This is a genomic window from Umezawaea tangerina, assembly GCF_003002815.1.
GTDB lineage: Bacteria > Actinomycetota > Actinomycetes > Mycobacteriales > Pseudonocardiaceae > Umezawaea > Umezawaea tangerina.
On record NZ_PVTF01000011.1, the window covers coordinates 43,546 to 58,217 of the forward strand.

General features: G+C 71.9%; 14 protein-coding genes. 11 read left to right on the forward strand and 3 right to left on the reverse strand.

Annotation, left to right across the window (positions count from 1 at the left end; genetic code table 11):
- Window positions 1–110: 110 nt before the first annotated feature.
- Window positions 111–1,952: an asparagine synthase (glutamine-hydrolyzing) gene (gene asnB / locus CLV43_RS32515; protein ID WP_106192038.1), complete on the forward strand. Its 1,842-nt coding sequence runs from the start codon at window positions 111–113 to the stop codon at window positions 1,950–1,952.
- A 12-nt stretch (window positions 1,953–1,964) separates the two neighbouring features.
- Here the strand turns inward: asnB and CLV43_RS32520 are convergent, their stop codons facing one another.
- Window positions 1,965–2,807 (reverse strand): phytanoyl-CoA dioxygenase family protein, encoded by an 843-nt coding sequence (locus tag CLV43_RS32520; protein ID WP_106192040.1) that lies wholly within the window; start codon window positions 2,805–2,807, stop codon window positions 1,965–1,967.
- A 99-nt stretch (window positions 2,808–2,906) separates the two neighbouring features.
- Here CLV43_RS32520 and CLV43_RS32525 point away from each other — a divergent pair, with 99 nt between their 5' ends.
- Window positions 2,907–3,893: a LacI family DNA-binding transcriptional regulator gene (locus CLV43_RS32525; protein WP_106192041.1), complete on the forward strand. Its 987-nt coding sequence runs from the start codon at window positions 2,907–2,909 to the stop codon at window positions 3,891–3,893.
- A 13-nt stretch (window positions 3,894–3,906) separates the two neighbouring features.
- On the opposite strand, the gene CLV43_RS32530 is transcribed toward CLV43_RS32525, so the two are convergent.
- Together CLV43_RS32530 and CLV43_RS32535 are read right to left on the reverse strand one after the other, a co-directional pair.
- Window positions 3,907–4,722 (reverse strand): class I SAM-dependent methyltransferase, encoded by an 816-nt coding sequence (locus tag CLV43_RS32530; RefSeq protein ID WP_106192043.1) that lies wholly within the window; start codon window positions 4,720–4,722, stop codon window positions 3,907–3,909.
- 99 nt (window positions 4,723–4,821) lie between these two features.
- Window positions 4,822–5,373, reverse strand: a complete 552-nt coding sequence (locus CLV43_RS32535) for a TetR/AcrR family transcriptional regulator (protein WP_106192044.1) — start codon at window positions 5,371–5,373, stop codon at window positions 4,822–4,824.
- 111 nt (window positions 5,374–5,484) lie between these two features.
- On the opposite strand from CLV43_RS32535, the gene CLV43_RS32540 reads away from it, so the two are divergent.
- The 9 genes from CLV43_RS32540 to CLV43_RS32580 all read left to right on the forward strand — a co-directional run bounded on the left by CLV43_RS32540 (window position 5,485) and on the right by CLV43_RS32580 (window position 14,581).
- On the forward strand, window positions 5,485–5,922 hold the full coding sequence (locus CLV43_RS32540; protein ID WP_106192046.1) for a nuclear transport factor 2 family protein: 438 nt from the start codon (window positions 5,485–5,487) through the stop codon (window positions 5,920–5,922).
- A 562-nt stretch (window positions 5,923–6,484) separates the two neighbouring features.
- On the forward strand, window positions 6,485–7,717 hold the full coding sequence (locus CLV43_RS32545) for an MFS transporter (protein ID WP_106192048.1): 1,233 nt from the start codon (window positions 6,485–6,487) through the stop codon (window positions 7,715–7,717).
- A gap of 11 nt (window positions 7,718–7,728) precedes the next feature.
- A complete protein-coding gene (locus tag CLV43_RS32550; RefSeq protein WP_106192049.1) occupies window positions 7,729–8,904 on the forward strand; it encodes a radical SAM protein in 1,176 nt (391 codons plus the stop codon).
- A gap of 1 nt (window position 8,905) precedes the next feature.
- Window positions 8,906–9,166 (forward strand): acyl carrier protein, encoded by a 261-nt coding sequence (locus tag CLV43_RS32555; RefSeq protein WP_106192051.1) that lies wholly within the window; start codon window positions 8,906–8,908, stop codon window positions 9,164–9,166.
- Complete coding sequence (locus CLV43_RS32560; protein ID WP_106192052.1) at window positions 9,163–10,416, forward strand: ATP-grasp domain-containing protein; 1,254 nt, start codon at window positions 9,163–9,165, stop codon at window positions 10,414–10,416. Before CLV43_RS32555 ends, CLV43_RS32560 begins: the two co-directional genes overlap by 4 nt.
- The gene (locus CLV43_RS32565) at window positions 10,406–11,395 is read left to right on the forward strand and encodes a Gfo/Idh/MocA family protein (protein ID WP_106192054.1); all 990 of its coding nucleotides are present in this window, start codon (window positions 10,406–10,408) and stop codon (window positions 11,393–11,395) included. Before CLV43_RS32560 ends, CLV43_RS32565 begins: the two co-directional genes overlap by 11 nt.
- Entirely contained in the window at window positions 11,392–12,351 is a 960-nt protein-coding gene (locus CLV43_RS32570) for a phosphotransferase family protein (protein ID WP_106192055.1), read from the forward strand. Before CLV43_RS32565 ends, CLV43_RS32570 begins: the two co-directional genes overlap by 4 nt.
- Window positions 12,348–13,400: a glycosyltransferase family protein gene (locus CLV43_RS32575; protein ID WP_106192057.1), complete on the forward strand. Its 1,053-nt coding sequence runs from the start codon at window positions 12,348–12,350 to the stop codon at window positions 13,398–13,400. Before CLV43_RS32570 ends, CLV43_RS32575 begins: the two co-directional genes overlap by 4 nt.
- Window positions 13,397–14,581 (forward strand): condensation domain-containing protein, encoded by a 1,185-nt coding sequence (locus CLV43_RS32580; RefSeq protein ID WP_106192058.1) that lies wholly within the window; start codon window positions 13,397–13,399, stop codon window positions 14,579–14,581. Before CLV43_RS32575 ends, CLV43_RS32580 begins: the two co-directional genes overlap by 4 nt.
- The last annotated feature ends 91 nt before the right edge of the window (window positions 14,582–14,672 follow it).

Here is a 14,672-nt window from a genome sequence, read left to right on the forward strand (position 1 = left end):
GGGTAGTGAATCGACGACAGAGCGTGCAATTCGGGCAGACAGATGGCACGAGGAGTGTTACACCGGTGTTACGCGTAGTTGTGCATGCTAAGTAACTCCGGAGGCTGCGGATGTGCGGGATCGCCGGCTGGGTTTCCTACGAAGTCGACCTGACGCAACGGCGGGACGTCGTCGACGCGATGACCGCGACCATGGCGTGCCGAGGTCCCGACGACCGGGGCACGTGGGTGCGCGGCGACGTGGCGCTCGGCCACCGGAGGCTGGCCGTCATCGACCTGCCGGGCGGCAAGCAGCCCATGAGCGTGACGACGCCGAACGGCGAGGTCGCCATGGTCTACAGCGGTGAGGCGTACAACTTCGCCGAACTGCGCGAGGAGCTGACCGGGCTCGGGCACACCTGGGAGACCGACAGCGACACCGAGGTCGTCCTGCACGGCTACCTGCAGTGGGGCGACGCGGTGGTGGACCACCTCAACGGCATGTACGCCTTCGCGATCTGGGACGAGCGCGACCGGAAGCTGGTGATGATCCGCGACCGGATGGGGATCAAGCCGTTCTACTACTACCCGACCCGCGACGGCGTCCTGTTCGGCTCCGAGCCGAAGGCGATCCTGGCCAACCCGCTCGCCGCCCCGGTGGTCGACACCGACGGCCTGCGCGAGCTGTTCGGGTTCACCAAGCGACCGGGCTGGTCGTTGTGGAAGGGCATGAGCGAGGTCGGGCCGGGGACCCTCGTGACGGTGTCGCGCGAGGGCATCCGGACCCGCACGTACTGGAAGCTCGACGCGAGGCCGCACACCGACGACCAGGAGACCACGGTCGCGCGGGTGCGCGAGCTGATGACCGACATCGTCGACCGGCAGCTGGTGGCCGACGTGCCGCGCTGCGTGCTGCTCTCCGGTGGCCTCGACTCCAGCGCCATCACCGGGCTCGCGGCCGTGCGGCTGGCCGAGCAGGGGGAGCGGGTGCGGACGTTCTCCGTCGACTTCGTGGGCCAGGAGGAGAACTTCACGCCGGACGAGATGCGCGACACCCCGGACTCGCCGTTCATCCGCGACGTGTCGCGGCTGGTCGGCTCGGCGCACCAGGACGTCGTGCTGAACCCGGAGGAGCTGACCGACCCGGCCGTGCGCCGCGCCGTGATCACCGCCAGGGACGTCCCGGCCGGGCTGGGCGACATGGACACCTCGTTGTACCTGCTGTTCAAGGCGATCCGCGCCGAGTCGACGGTCGCGCTGTCGGGCGAGTCGGCCGACGAGGTGTTCGGCGGCTACCGCTGGTTCCACGACGAGGCCTCGGTGAACGCCGACACCTTCCCGTGGCTGGCCTTCCGCAACGGCCTGATGTCACAGCGGGAGGCGCTGCTCAGGAGCGAGGTCGGGGCGAGGCTGAACCTCAAGGAGTACGTGGCGGACCAGTACCGCACGGCCGTGGCGGCGGTGGAGCACCTCGACGGCGAGTCCGAGCACGAGGCGCGGATGCGCACGGTCTGCAACCTGCACCTGAGCCGGTTCGTGCGGATGCTGCTGGACCGCAAGGACCGCACGTCGATGGCCGTGGGACTCGAGGTGCGGGTGCCCTTCTGCGACCACCGGCTGGTGGAGTACGTCTACAACACGCCGTGGTCGCTGAAGACGTTCGACGGCAGGGAGAAGAGCCTGCTGCGCCACGCCACCGAGCACGTGCTGCCCGCGTCGGTGCGCGACCGCGTGAAGAGCCCGTACCCGTCCACCCAGGACCCCGGCTACGCCGCCGCGTTGCAGCAGCAGGCGAAGGAAGTGCTGGCGGAGAAGGACAACCCGGTCTTCGACGTCGTCGACCGCGACTGGGTGCACCGGGTGTCCGAAGTGGACGCGGCCACCATGGCGCCGTACCAGAGGATCGGGCTGGACCGGACGCTGGACCTGCACCACTGGTTCGACATCTACCGCCCCGAGGTGCGGCTCGACTGAGCCTTCCGCGGGTCAGGAGTCGGACGCGCCCATCACCAGGCCTTCGATGGTGTGCTTCTGGGTGATCGGCAGCAGGGTGTCGACGACGGGGCAGACCAGGTGGGCGCGCACCGACTCCGGCAGGGATGCCAGGAACCCGCGGGTCACGGCGGTGTCGTGGCGGGCGCTGTTGTCCGCGTCCGGCGCGTCCAGGCCGAGGACGAGGACCGGGCGGCTCTTGGCGGAGTGGTTCGCGGTGCCGCGGTGGACGGTCAGCGCCGAGCGGATCGAGATGTCGCCCATCCGCGGGAACTTGCGCACGGCGAGCTCGCGGTAGCGCGGGTAGGCGTCCTTGGGCGGGAACATGCCGTGCTCGAACGCGGCGCCGTCGTCCCAGTGGGTGCCGGGCGCGATCTCGAACGGTCCCATGTCCGGTTCGGTGTCGACGGCGGTCACGTTGACGGCGAGCGAGGTCAGCCGCCGGTGGCGGGAGGTCTCCTCGGGCATGGGGAAGTCGCGGTGCCACGGCTGGTCGACCGCGTCGGCGAGCGGGACGTCGAAGCCGACCTCGACGATCCGGTAGTCCGGGCCCAGCACCGCCTCGGCGACGGCGGTGATCCACGGGTGGGAGGCCAGCTCGGCGAACCCGCCGAGCTGCTCGGGGTGGATCTCGACGTAGTAGCGGTTCGGGCCGCGGCCGACCGCGCCGTCCGGGCGCGACCGCGCCTCGGTGAACGCCGTGTCGACGTCCTCGCCCAACCGCCGCACCCAGTCGCGGGTGAACGCCCCCGGCAGGCCGATGATGCCGTCCTCGTGGAGGCGGTCGGTCAACGCCGTGAGCCGGTCGGCGGACAGCGGGGTTCTCGGTGCGGTCATCACGGCCTCCGGATGGCATTTGCAACGTGGCAAAGGCCAGTGTGCAACGTGGCATGCCACGTTGCAAGAGTTATGCTGCCGGTGCGCGAGAGGAGCGGGATGACCCCGAAGCTGCGGGACGTGGCCGAGCACGCGGGCGTGTCGGTGCGCACGGTGTCCAACGTGGTCAACGAGTTCCGCTACGTCGCGCCCGCGACCCGCGAACGGGTGCAGGCGAGCATCGACGCCCTGGGCTACCGGCCCAACATGGCCGCGCGGACGTTGCGGCGCGGTCGCACCGGGCTGGTGGCGCTGGTGATCCCGGAGATCGACTCGCCCTACTACGCCGAGCTCGCCGCGCGGACGGTGCGCGTCGCCGAGGCCCGTGGGCTGACCGTGCTCATCGACCAGACCGACGGTGACGCCGAGCGCGAGACCGAACTGCTGCACGGCAGGCGCGGCCAGCTGGTCGACGGCGTCCTGTTCAGCCCGTGGGGGGTGGCCGCGGCGGAGCTGGCCTCCCGGACCGACACCGTCCCGCTGGTGCTGCTGGGGGAGCACGACGGCACCGCCGGGGTGGACCACGTCGTGATCGACAACGTCGCGGCCGCGCGCGAGGCCACCGGGCACCTGCTGGCGGGCGGCCGGCGGCGCGTAGCCGCGATGGGCGTCCAGCCGCGCTCGCTCAACGCGACCGCACGCCAGCGGCTCGCCGGGTACCGGGCCGCACTGGCGGAGGCCGGACTGCCCGCCGACCCCGAGCTGGAGGTGCCGGTGCGGCGCCTGCACCGCGCCGACGGCCACGAGGCGATGCTGCGGCTGCTGGACTCGCCCCGGCCGCCCGACGCGGTGTTCTGCTTCACCGACGAGCTCGCGCTGGGGGCGTTGCGGGCGGCGGCCGACCGCGGCGTCGCGGTCCCGGAGTCGTTGGCGCTGGTGGGTTTCGACGACGTCGAGGACGGCCGTTTCAGCGTCCCGGCGCTCACGACCGTGTCCCCGGACAAGGACCGCATCGCCGAGCTGGCCCTGGACCTGCTGACCCACCAGGCTGACGCGCCGCGGTCCGTCATCGCCCCGCACCGGCTGGTGGTGCGCGAGACGAGCTGAGCGCTGAGGACCGTCAGAACCGGAACCGGACGATGCGGGTGGACCGCCTCAAGGCAGGCACCAGGTTCAGGAGGCGGTACAGGCGGCGGACGTTCGCGGGCGCCTTGGCCAGCATCTCCGGCGAGTCGTTCATCGGCGCCTCGTCGACGTACTCGAGCCGCGGGTGCCACTTGGCCAGCGCGGCCGGGTCGTCGAAGCCGCAGTGGAAGCCGGTGCCGTACCTGCGCAGCGTGGGATCCCACTTCGACGTGCGCCAAGCCCGGACCGACACGGTGTCGAACTGGAGCTGCCCGGTGGGGAAGGCGTCGACGACAGCGGTCAGCAGCCGACGGAGGTCGGCCTCGGTCAGGTAGGGCACCAGTCCCTCGGCGATCATCAGCACCGGCCTGCCCTTGGGGACGCGGTCCAGCCAGGCCAGGTCGGTGACGGCGGCGCCGATCTGGGTGTGGTGCTCCCTGGGCGGCAGGAACCGCTCCCGCAGCTCGACGACGGCGGGGTAGTCCAGGTCGAACCAGTCGACGGTGGCGGGCGGGTCGAGTCGGTACACCCGCGCGTCGAGGCCGCAGCCCAGGTGCAGCACGACCGCGTCGGGGTGCACGGCGAGGAACTCGCGGGCCCAGTCGTCGTGGGCCTTGGCCCGCGCGACCGCGACGAGCCCCATCTGGCTGGTGCCGAACCTGCGCTTGTCGTAGTCGGGGTCGAGCCCGCTCATCACCCGCTCGGCGTGCCGGTCGCCGAGGATCGGTTCCGGCAGGCGGTTGTCCAGCGCCTTGGCCCTGAGCACGGGGCCGAGGGTCTTCTGCACCCCGACGAGTCCGGTGTCGTCCACGTCCACGACGGTACTGAGGTGCGGGGGAGCGGGGAAGCCCGGCCCGCGGCGTGCTTTCCTTGTCGTCGCAGGAGAACTCGGCGACGAGCCGCGGGGTGGCTACCCGGACCGCCGCGGGGACAGGCCGTCCAGCACTATGTCGACGGCCCCGTCCAGGACGACCTGCTCGCCGCGGGCGTTGGTCAGCGCCCTGATCAGCAGGTAGACCTCGTCCACCGTCGCGTCCGCGCGCACCTCACCGGCCTGCTGGCCGCGGGTCAGCAGCTCCTCGACGGCGTCGCGCACCACGACGGCCGCGGCCTCCACCTCGTGGGCGGGGCCGGTCGAGTCGGCGGACTCCTCCAGCAGCGCGACGAGCGCGAGCTTCGCCGGGGCACCCGAGACCATCTCCCGGAACGTCCGCCGGAACGCCGCCCCGGCCTCGCCGTCCGCGCCCCGCGCCCGCGCGGTCTCGGCGAGCAGGGTGAGGTGCCGGACGATCGTGGCCTCGAGCAGCAGCCGCTTGGTCGGGAAGTGGCGGAACACGGTGCCGATCCCGACGCCCGCCCGGCGCGCGACCTCCTCGGTCGAGCCGGCGTTGCCGGACTTGCCGAAGACCTCCTCGGCCGCGGCCAGCACCCGGTCCCGGTTCGCCCGCGCGTCGCTCCGCATCCCTCCATCTTCCCTCCTCGGCGCTCCCGCACCCCCGGTGGCCGAATCCTTGCTGATCGGAGTCTGGACTCCGTATTATTCGGAGTCTGAACTCCGCTTGAAAGGGATCCCATGACGCGCACTCCCGAAGAGACCTTCCGCGCCGTCCTCGACGGCGCCTGCCGGTTGCAGAACGGCGATCGCGACCAGGTCGACGAGCTGGCGGAGCTCTACGCCGAGAAGACCGACGTCCGGCACCCGATGGCCCCGCTCGGCGACACCCCGCTGCTCGGCCGCGAAGCACTCCGGCGGCACTTCGCCGCGGCGGGGGCGGTGGGTCTGGCGGGGTTCCGCGTGGAGGACGTGCGCGTCCACCACACCGCCGACCCCGAGGTCGTCGTGGGCGAGTTCACCTACCGCGGCGACGCGGGCTGGTCGGCGTCGTGCGTCATCGTCCTGCGGGTCCGCGAGGGGCGGATCGTCGAGTCGCGGGACTACATCGACCACGTCGGCCTCGCCCGCGCCGCGAACGGGCTCGACGCACTCTGCGCACAGCTGACCGGCGCCTAGGGGGCGGTCGTCTTCGGGGGCGGTGCTCCCGGTCGGATGCGGGAGTCCGGTCGATTTCCTTCCTGTCCGGAACATCGGCTCGCCAATAATGCGCTCCCGGTTATCGGGACCGATTTGCTATACCGAGCCGGAAATGCTCACCGGCGTATCACCATTCTTCGCGGGTGGAACTCCTGGCGCTGACTCCCTGCGGAACTGCCCATTGTCCGCTTCGTCGTCCCACTTCGAGTAATAGTGGTGCGCTGTGGTGCTGTCAACCGCCTGATGTCGGCAGTTGGGGTGGGAAGCGGTTCCGAATCGGGCGTGACGCAGGACAAGGAGGTGTGCATACCGGCCTGTTCGTGCTGGTGGGGCGGTTGTGGTCCGGTGGACAAAAGGCGTCGGGGCTGTCCGGTCCGGTTCGTGGACTACCCGGCTCATATATCACACAAGCCACGGGTGTCGGGCAGATAAGTGCCAACGGTACCCCCTTGAGGCATTTCCATTGCTGCCCTATATTGATGGAATCCGGTCGACGCGCCACTCGAGATCCGGTTCATCCCTGGGCGAAGGGAAATGCCGCATGAGCGCAGCCTTGCCCATGACCAGGTCGAACCGGGGATTCCAGTGGTATTGGTCCGGCGCGGCGGCGAGCGCCATGGGCGACCGGGTGACCGGGTTCGCCGTGCCGAGCATCGCCATCCTGGTGCTGGACGCGTCCGGCACCCAGGTCGGTGTGCTGGCCGCGATGGGCTGGCTCGCCTACCCCGCGCTCGGCGTGGTCGCGGGCGCGCTCGTGACGTCCCTGCCCCGGCGCGGGGTGATGGTGGTGGGCGAGCTGGTCCGGTTCACCGCGTTCGCGACCGTCCCGCTGGTGGCCGCGCTCGGGTACCTCACCGTGGGGTGGCTGTTCGTCGTGGTCGCGGTCGCCGGGGTGGCGACGGTGTTCGTCGACATCGCCGGGTTCGTCTACCTGCCGACCCTGATCGGGCCGGACCACCTGGTCGGGGCCAACTCCCGACTCCAGAGCACGGACAGCCTGTCCAAGCTGGTCGGTCCGGCGCTGGCCGGTGGGCTGATGAACGCCCTGGGTCCGTTCACGGGGCTGCTGCTGGGTTCGCTGCCGTTCCTCGGGTCGGCCTGCGGCCGGGCGAGGCTGCCGCGGGCGGCGGTCGGGTCCACTGTCCGAAGTGGATCGATCGGCCACCGCATCCGGCAGGGGCTCGACTTCGTCCGGCACCACGACGTGCTGCGCGGGCTCGTGATCGCCTCCGCCGTGCGGAACTTCGGCACCGGTGCCGTGGACGCGGTGCTGCTGCTGTTCGCCTACCGCGCCCTCGGGCTGTCCAGCCTGACCGGCGGCCTGCTGCTGGCGGCGGGCGCGGTCGGCGCCATCGCGGGCGCGTTCGCCGTGCGCGGGATGACCGCGCGCCTCGGCGTCCGCCGCGTCCTGCTCGTCACCGGGCTGGAAGGGCTGTCCTGGCTGGCCGTGCCGCTGTGCCTGGTCGCGCCCGCCCTGCCCCTGCTGGTGGCCATCCGGGTGTTCTCGTCGTTCTGGATGCCGACGTGGAACGTGGTGACGACGAGCGTCCGGCAGGCGCTCACCCCGGACGACCGGCAGGGCACCGTGCACGCCGCGGTGCGCACCGCCATGTCCTCGACCATCCCCCTGGGCTCGGTCATCGGCGGCGTGGCGGGTGGCGCGCTGAGCGCCCACCTCGGCCCGGCGCCTGGACTCGTGCTCGTGCTCGTCGCCGGTGGCGCGTGCGCCGGACTGAGCGTCGCCCTGATCAACCGAGTCGCAGCGCGACTGTAGGAAGGAGGCCGATGCGGCCGACCACGACGCGGACGTTGAACGCCAAGGAGTTCGCCGACATCAAGCACACGGTGGCCATGCGCTCCTCGGCCCGCCGCAACCTGCTGGCGGACCCCGGATACGCGGCGCCGCTGCCGCAGGAGGTGAGCCTGCAGCTGACCTACCGGTGCAACCTGCGGTGCACCCACTGCTACCAGTGGAACGAACAGGGGTTCTTCCGCGACTTCAGCCCCCAGCGGCAGCGCACCGAGCTGGACGTGGCGGTCGTCGAGGACGTGCTCGCCGCGACCGCCGCCCAGCGGTCCAAGCTGTTCCTCTGGGGCGGGGAACCCCTGATGCACAGCCGTTTCGGCGAGGTCGCCGAGCTGCTCGAACGGTATCCGCGCACGGTCAACATGTGCACCAATGGCCTGCTGTTCAAGCGGAAGCTGGACGACCTGCTGCGCATCGGCCGCGACCTGAACCTCCTGGTGAGCCTGGACGGGCTGGGGGAGGACCACGAGGCGCTGCGCGGCAAGGGCACCTTCGGCCGGACGGTGGCCAACATCCGGACCATGCTGGACCTCAAGCGCTCCGGCGCCTGGGACGGCGAGCTGTCGTTGTCCTGCATGGTGTCGCACGTGACCGTCGGCAAGATGTACGAGTTCATGGAGTGGGCCGAGGAGCTGGGCGTCAACACGGTGTACTTCCAGTTCCCCTGGTACATCAGCCCGGACGTCGCCCGGGCCATGGACCGCCTCTACGCCGAGTCGTTCGCCTGGCTCGACCCGGAGACCCGGACCAAGCAGCCGACCTGGCACTCCTACACCTACCGCCTCCCGCCCGAGCAGCTGCCGGTGCTGCACGAGTCGATGGCCCGCCTGGCCGCGCGACCGTGGCGGGTCCGCGTGCGCTACCAGCCGCAGCTGGAGGCCGACGAGGTGGACGAGTTCGTCCTGGGCACGTCCCGCCCGGCCCAGCACCGCAGCAAGTGCCTCGCGGTGTCCAACCGGCTGGAGGTGCACGCCGACGGCAACGTCAGCTCGTGCAAGTTCTTCCCGGAGTTCGTGGTGGGCAACCTCTACGACACCCCGGTCGGCGAGCTGTGGCAGAGCGCGTCCTTCCGGCAGGTCCGCGAGATCATGTCCGCCAACGGCATGATGCCCGTCTGCTCCAAGTGCATTCTCCTCTACCTGAACGGGGTGTGACATGGGCCAGGACGTCGTGGAGCGGATCAAGGCGGTGCTCGCGGGAGTGCTGGCCAACGGGATCGGACCGGCGGAGATCGCCGACGACGCCGACCTGGTCGACGAGTACGGCCTCGACTCGTTGCAGATGATCTCGTTCCTGCTCGGCATCGAGGACGAGTTCGACCTGGAGCTCGACTACGACAACCTGCGGCTGGACGACCTGCGCTCGGTGCGGCAGTTCGGCGGGTTCGTGGCCGGTCTGGTGCCGGCCGCGTCGTGAGCGGTCGGGTCCGCCTCGGCACCTTCGACGCGGAGTCCTGGTGGCGCCCCGCGGACCTGGCCGCGCTGCCTGCGGTCGCCGGTGGTGGCGGTGCCGCGGTGGCCGGGATGGACGAGCTGCTGGCCGGGTTCTGCCGGCCCGACGACCTGCTCGTCACCCGAGGTCCGATGGACCCCGTGCTGGTCGACGGGCTCGCGGACGCCGGGATCCACTTCGGACGGACGGACGCGGGCGCCCCGGCGGACGGGACGGTCGAGCGCCACCTGTCCGACCCGGTTGTCACGCGGATGCAGGAGTACGACGGCCTGGCGCCCTACGCGGTGCTGCCCGACACGGTGGCGCTGGCGGAGCGCGTGGGGTGGGACGACCTCCCGGACCTCGACGCCGTGCGGCTGGTGAACTCCAAGACGTGGTCGAACGAGGTGGTGCGGCGGCTCGGCCTGCCCGGTGCGGGCCGGGTCGTGCGCACCGTCGACGACCTGGTCGCCGCGGTGTCCGAAGTGGACGGACCGTCGGTCGTCAAGGACCCGTACGGGGTGTCCGGCCGGGCGATCCTGGAGGTCGGCACGCCCGGCGTCCTGGCCGCGGTCGCGCGCGTGCTGCGCAAGCAGGTCGCGGCGGGCGAACGGGTCGAACTGCTCGTGCAGCCGAAGTACGCGAAGCGGCACGACTTCTCCGGCCACCTCCTCGTCCACCGCGGTGGCGGCTGGGACTGGCTCGGTCTCCAGGCGATGACCAACCGCGGCTTCCGCTACCTGGGGTCGGGTCCGGTCCGGCCGGGCCTGGTCGACGAGGACGACTACCGCCGCATGATCACCGGTGTGGTCGAGGCCGTGGCGGAGACGGGCTACTCCGGCCCGGTCGGCGTCGACTCGATGGTCCTCGACGACGGGCGGGTGATCCCGGTGCTGGAGGTCAACGCCCGGCACTCGCTCGGCCTGCTGGCCAGGACGCTCGACCTGCGCGTGGCGCACCACGGGCTGCGATGCCACCTGGTGCAGCTGGACCTCGTGGTCGGACCGGACCAGGGGGTGGCCGACCTCGTGCGCGCCCTCGGAGCCGCGGGCTACCGGGGCGGGCCGGACGCGGGTGCCACGGTGCTGAGCGGAAGTGCCGTGAGCGCACCCGGCGGGCGCGTCCACGTCGCCGTGTTCTGCCGGCAGGGCGACCTGCCGCTCTGGTGGGACCGGCTGCGGACCGTCGTCGCCACGGCCGGGATGAGCACCAGGGGAGTGCCGGATGCGGCTTGAGATCGGGCTGATCGGGGCGACCGCGATCGCCGAGCGGGCCGTCGTGCGCCCCAGCGCCGGGTCGGAGGGGATCTCGGTGCGGGCGGTGGCGGCCAGGGATCCCCGACGTGCTCGGGAGTTCGCCGCCCGCAACGGGATCCCGGTGGCTCACGGCGGCTACGACGACCTGCTCGCCGACCCCGGTGTCGACGCGGTCTACCTCTCGCTGCACAACTCCGCCCACCACCCGTGGATCCTGCGGGCGGCCAGGGCGGGCAAGCACGTCATCGTGGAGAAGCCGCTGTGCCTGGACACCGACGAGCTCGCCGGGATCCTGGAGGTCGGCGACGGCGTGCGCGTGGTGGAGGCCGTGCCCACCGCGGGCCACCCGTGGCAGGCCGCGCTCCGGGAGATGATCGCGGACCGGCGGTACGGCGACCTCCGGACGGTCGACACCGAACTGACCTTCGCCGAGCCCGAGCCGGGCGGCTACCGCGACCACCCCGAACTGGGCGGCGGCATCTTCTACGACACCGCGAGCTACTGGCTCCAGGCGGTCCAGGCGACGGTCGGTCTCACCGGTGTCACGGGGACCGGCGAGTCCGCGTTCGACGGCCCGAACGGCGTCGACCGCTCGTTCCGCGCCGGCCTGTCCTGGGCCGACGGGCGCACGGCGAGCCTGCGCTGCCAGGTCGGCGCGCACCACGTGGCCACCCACGAGTTCGTGTTCGACCTGGCCACCGCCAGACTCCGCAACTTCCTGCTGCCGGTGCGCGGTGCCGTGCCGCTGAACCTGGTCGTGCGGCGGTCCGACGGCGCCAGGGAGGTGATCGGGTTCCCGGCGACCTCGTACTACGGCGAGCAGCTCAAGGCGATCGGAGGCTGGTTGGCGGGCGGTCGGCCGTGGGGTGGTGAACTGTCCGCGGCGGCCGAGCGGATCGCCGTGATGACAGCGGTGCGCCGCAGTGCGCGGCAGCGCGGATTCCAGGAGGTTCGATGACCAACCGGCACCGGCTCCGGCTCGACGAGGAGACCGTGCTGCGGATCCTGAGAGCGGCCGGAGTGGACCCCGGCACGGTCACCTCCTGGGCCGAGCTGCCCGAGGGCACGTTCAACAGCGTCTACCGCGTGCGGACGACCGGTGGTGGGCTGGTGCTCAAGGTCGCGCCCGGCCCGGACGCGCCGGTCCTCGGCTACGAGCGCGGCCTGATGCGGACCGAGGCCGAGTTCTACCGCGCCGCCAAGGAGTGCGCGCCGGTCCCCGAGGTGGTGCACGCCGACTTCACCCGCACGACCGTGCCCGCGGACTTCCTGGTGATGACCGAACGCCCTGGGGACAACTGGCAGTCGCGGCGCAGGTCGATCGCGGGCGCGGTGCGGTCGGGCCTGCGGACCGAGCTCGGCGGCATCGTGCGCAGGACGCACGAGGTCACCGGCACCGGCTTCGGCTACCCGCAGCTGGGGCTGGTGGGCACCTGGAGGGCGGCCTTCCTGGCCATGGTGGACAGCCTGCTCGCGGACGCCGACCGGTTCGCCGTCGCCCTGCCCGTGCCGCCCGCGCTGGTCGCCGCGACGATGCGCCGCAACGCCGACCTCCTCGACGACGTCGACCGGCCGGCCCTGGTGCACTTCGACCTGTGGGACGGGAACATCCTCGTCGACGGCAGCCGGATCACCGGGCTGGTCGACGGGGAGCGGGCGTTCTGGGGGGATCCGATCGCGGAGTTCGTGTCCGTCGCGCTGTTCGGCGACGTCGAGCAGGATCCGGACTTCATCGCCGGGTACGCCATGGGGTCGTTCACCCCGAGCATGCGGTCGAGGCTGTCGATGTACCGGGTCTACCTGTACCTGATCATGCTGATCGAGGCCGTGCCGCGGGGCTACCTGGGGTCGGGCCACGAGGCCATGGCCCGGCTGATCCGCAGGCACCTGCTGGCGGAGCTGGGTTCGCTGTGATCGAGATCCTGACCTCCGGTGTCGCGCTCGGCGTGCACGTCCCCGGCCTGCTGCTGGCGGACCGGCTGCGCGAACGGGGTGTCGACGCGACCGTGTCGGTGCTCGAGGCGCTGCTGCCCGAGGACAAGCTGCGCACCACGGCCGGGATGAAGGTGGCCTTCCACCGGGACTTCCGGCTGGCGCGGGTGGGTCAGCGGGTCGCGTCCGACCCGGTCGCGGCCGCGGATCCGGCGGCCGTGTCGGCGCTGCTGGAGCGGTGGCGGGCCTTGCCGGTGCGGCGGTTCGTCGTCTTCTCGGGGTTCTGGCTGCGCCTGGTCGAGCGGTACCTGTCCACCTGCGCCGTCCGGCCGCGCGTCGACGTGTGCCACGTGGACTCGGTCCTGTCGCCGTCGTTCCGCCGGGCCCCGGACGTCGGCGCCCGGCCGGTCTGGCTCGCGCACGCCGACTCCGGGCGCCTCCCGTGCAGCATCCCGGTCACCCGGACACCGCCGCTGCCGTGGCGGGACAGGGCGGAGCGGCTGCTGCTGCACGGCGGCGGCTGGGGGATGGGCACCTACCGCGAGGAGGTGGGAGGCCTGCGTGCGCACGGGTTCGAGCTGGACGTGGTCGCCTACGAGCTCGCCGACGTGTCCGATGTGGACAGTGGAGTGCGCTACCACATGATGGACCCCGACTGGCATCCCTGGCACGACGTCGGCTACCCGCCGTTCGGCGAGGTCAAGCCCGGAGCCGTTCCCGAGTTCCGGCGCGGTATGGGCCACCACGGGTCGTTCGACCTGTGCCGGCGGGCGCTGGCGATGGTCAGCAAGCCCGGTGGCGGCACGCTGCTCGACTCGCTGTGGTCGGCGACCCCGGTGGTGTTCCTCGACCCCTTCGGCGACCACGAGCGGCGCAACGCCGAGCTCTGGTGCGGGCTGGGGTTCGGGGTGGGCTTCGCGGACTGGAAGGCGAGCGGGTTCGACGTCGGCCCGCTCGGCGCGGCGCACGAGGCGCTGCTGGCCGCGCGGGACGTTCCCGACTACTCGCGACTGCTGGCGGAGGCGTCGTGACCCTGCTGCCCCATTCGCTGTGGCAGTCGTTCGCCTGGGACCTGGAAAGGCTCAGGCCCGGCTTCGTCGACAGCCCCTGGTTCACCATGAACGCGGTGCTGGAGCTGCGCGGCCCGCTGGACACCGGCAGGCTGGCCGTCGCGGTCGACCGGCTCATCCGGCGGCACGAGGTGCTGCGCACCGAGGTGACCGGTGACGGCCAGGTCGTCACCGCGTCGCCGGGCACGGGGCTGGAGGTGCCGGCCGAGGGTGACGTGCGGGACTGGACGCACGCCCCCGTTCCCCTGGACGTCCCGATCCGCGTGCGCCTCGCCACGACCGGGCCGGACGCGCACGTGCTGGCACTGCACCTGCACCACCTGGTCGCCGACCCCGACACGCTCTGGATCCTGCTGACCGACCTCGGCCTGCTGTACGCGGAGGAGCTGGGCGGACCCCCGCCGCCGGACCCGCTCGGCCAGTTCGGCGACTACACGCTCGCCGAGGCCGAGATCGTCCACAGTGGACGTCCGGCGGCCGGGGCATGGTGGGAGGCCGTGGTCGGCCGGGCGTCGTTCGCCGGTGCCACGCCCACGCAGGGCGAGGCCTTCGCCTACCGCGAGGAAGTCCTGACCGCGGAGGAGTTCACGCACGTCGAACGCGGGTGCGTCGCCCGGCGCAGCACCCCGATGGTGACCCTGCTCGCCGCGCTGGCGGACGGGATGGCCCGGCAGGTCGCCGACGGAGACATGTTCCTGTTCACCACCATCTTCGGCAAGCGCGACCGACCGCGCTGGCAGCGCGTGGCGGGCCCCTGCATGGTCCCGTCCTACCTCACCGCGCCCCGGACCGACGACCACCGCCGCATCGTGGACGCGGTCCGCGGCTGCTCCGCGCACGCCCGCTTCCCGGCCACCGAGATCCGCGCGATGAACCCCGACGTCGACTCCGGCATCGTCCCCTTCTTCGAGTACATCCCCAGCCACCGCCCCACCACGTTCACCTTCGGCCCGATCGTGGGCCGGGTCACCGCCGCCGCGGGACCGAAGGACACCGGAAAGGCCCAGGAGCTCGGGATCCGGCTGCGCAAGACGGACGAGGGCGCGCTGCACGGCCACTTCAGCGCCGACGGCATCGGCTGGTCACAGGAGTCGACCCGCCTGCTGACCGCGCACGTGGGTGCTGTCGTCCGGGCGCTGTGAGGCGGTGGTCGTGGTGTGACGGCACGGGGGCGCGAACTCCGCGCCGCATCGCGGTTCACCTGGTCGTCGGCATGAGCGCGTCCGCCGTTCG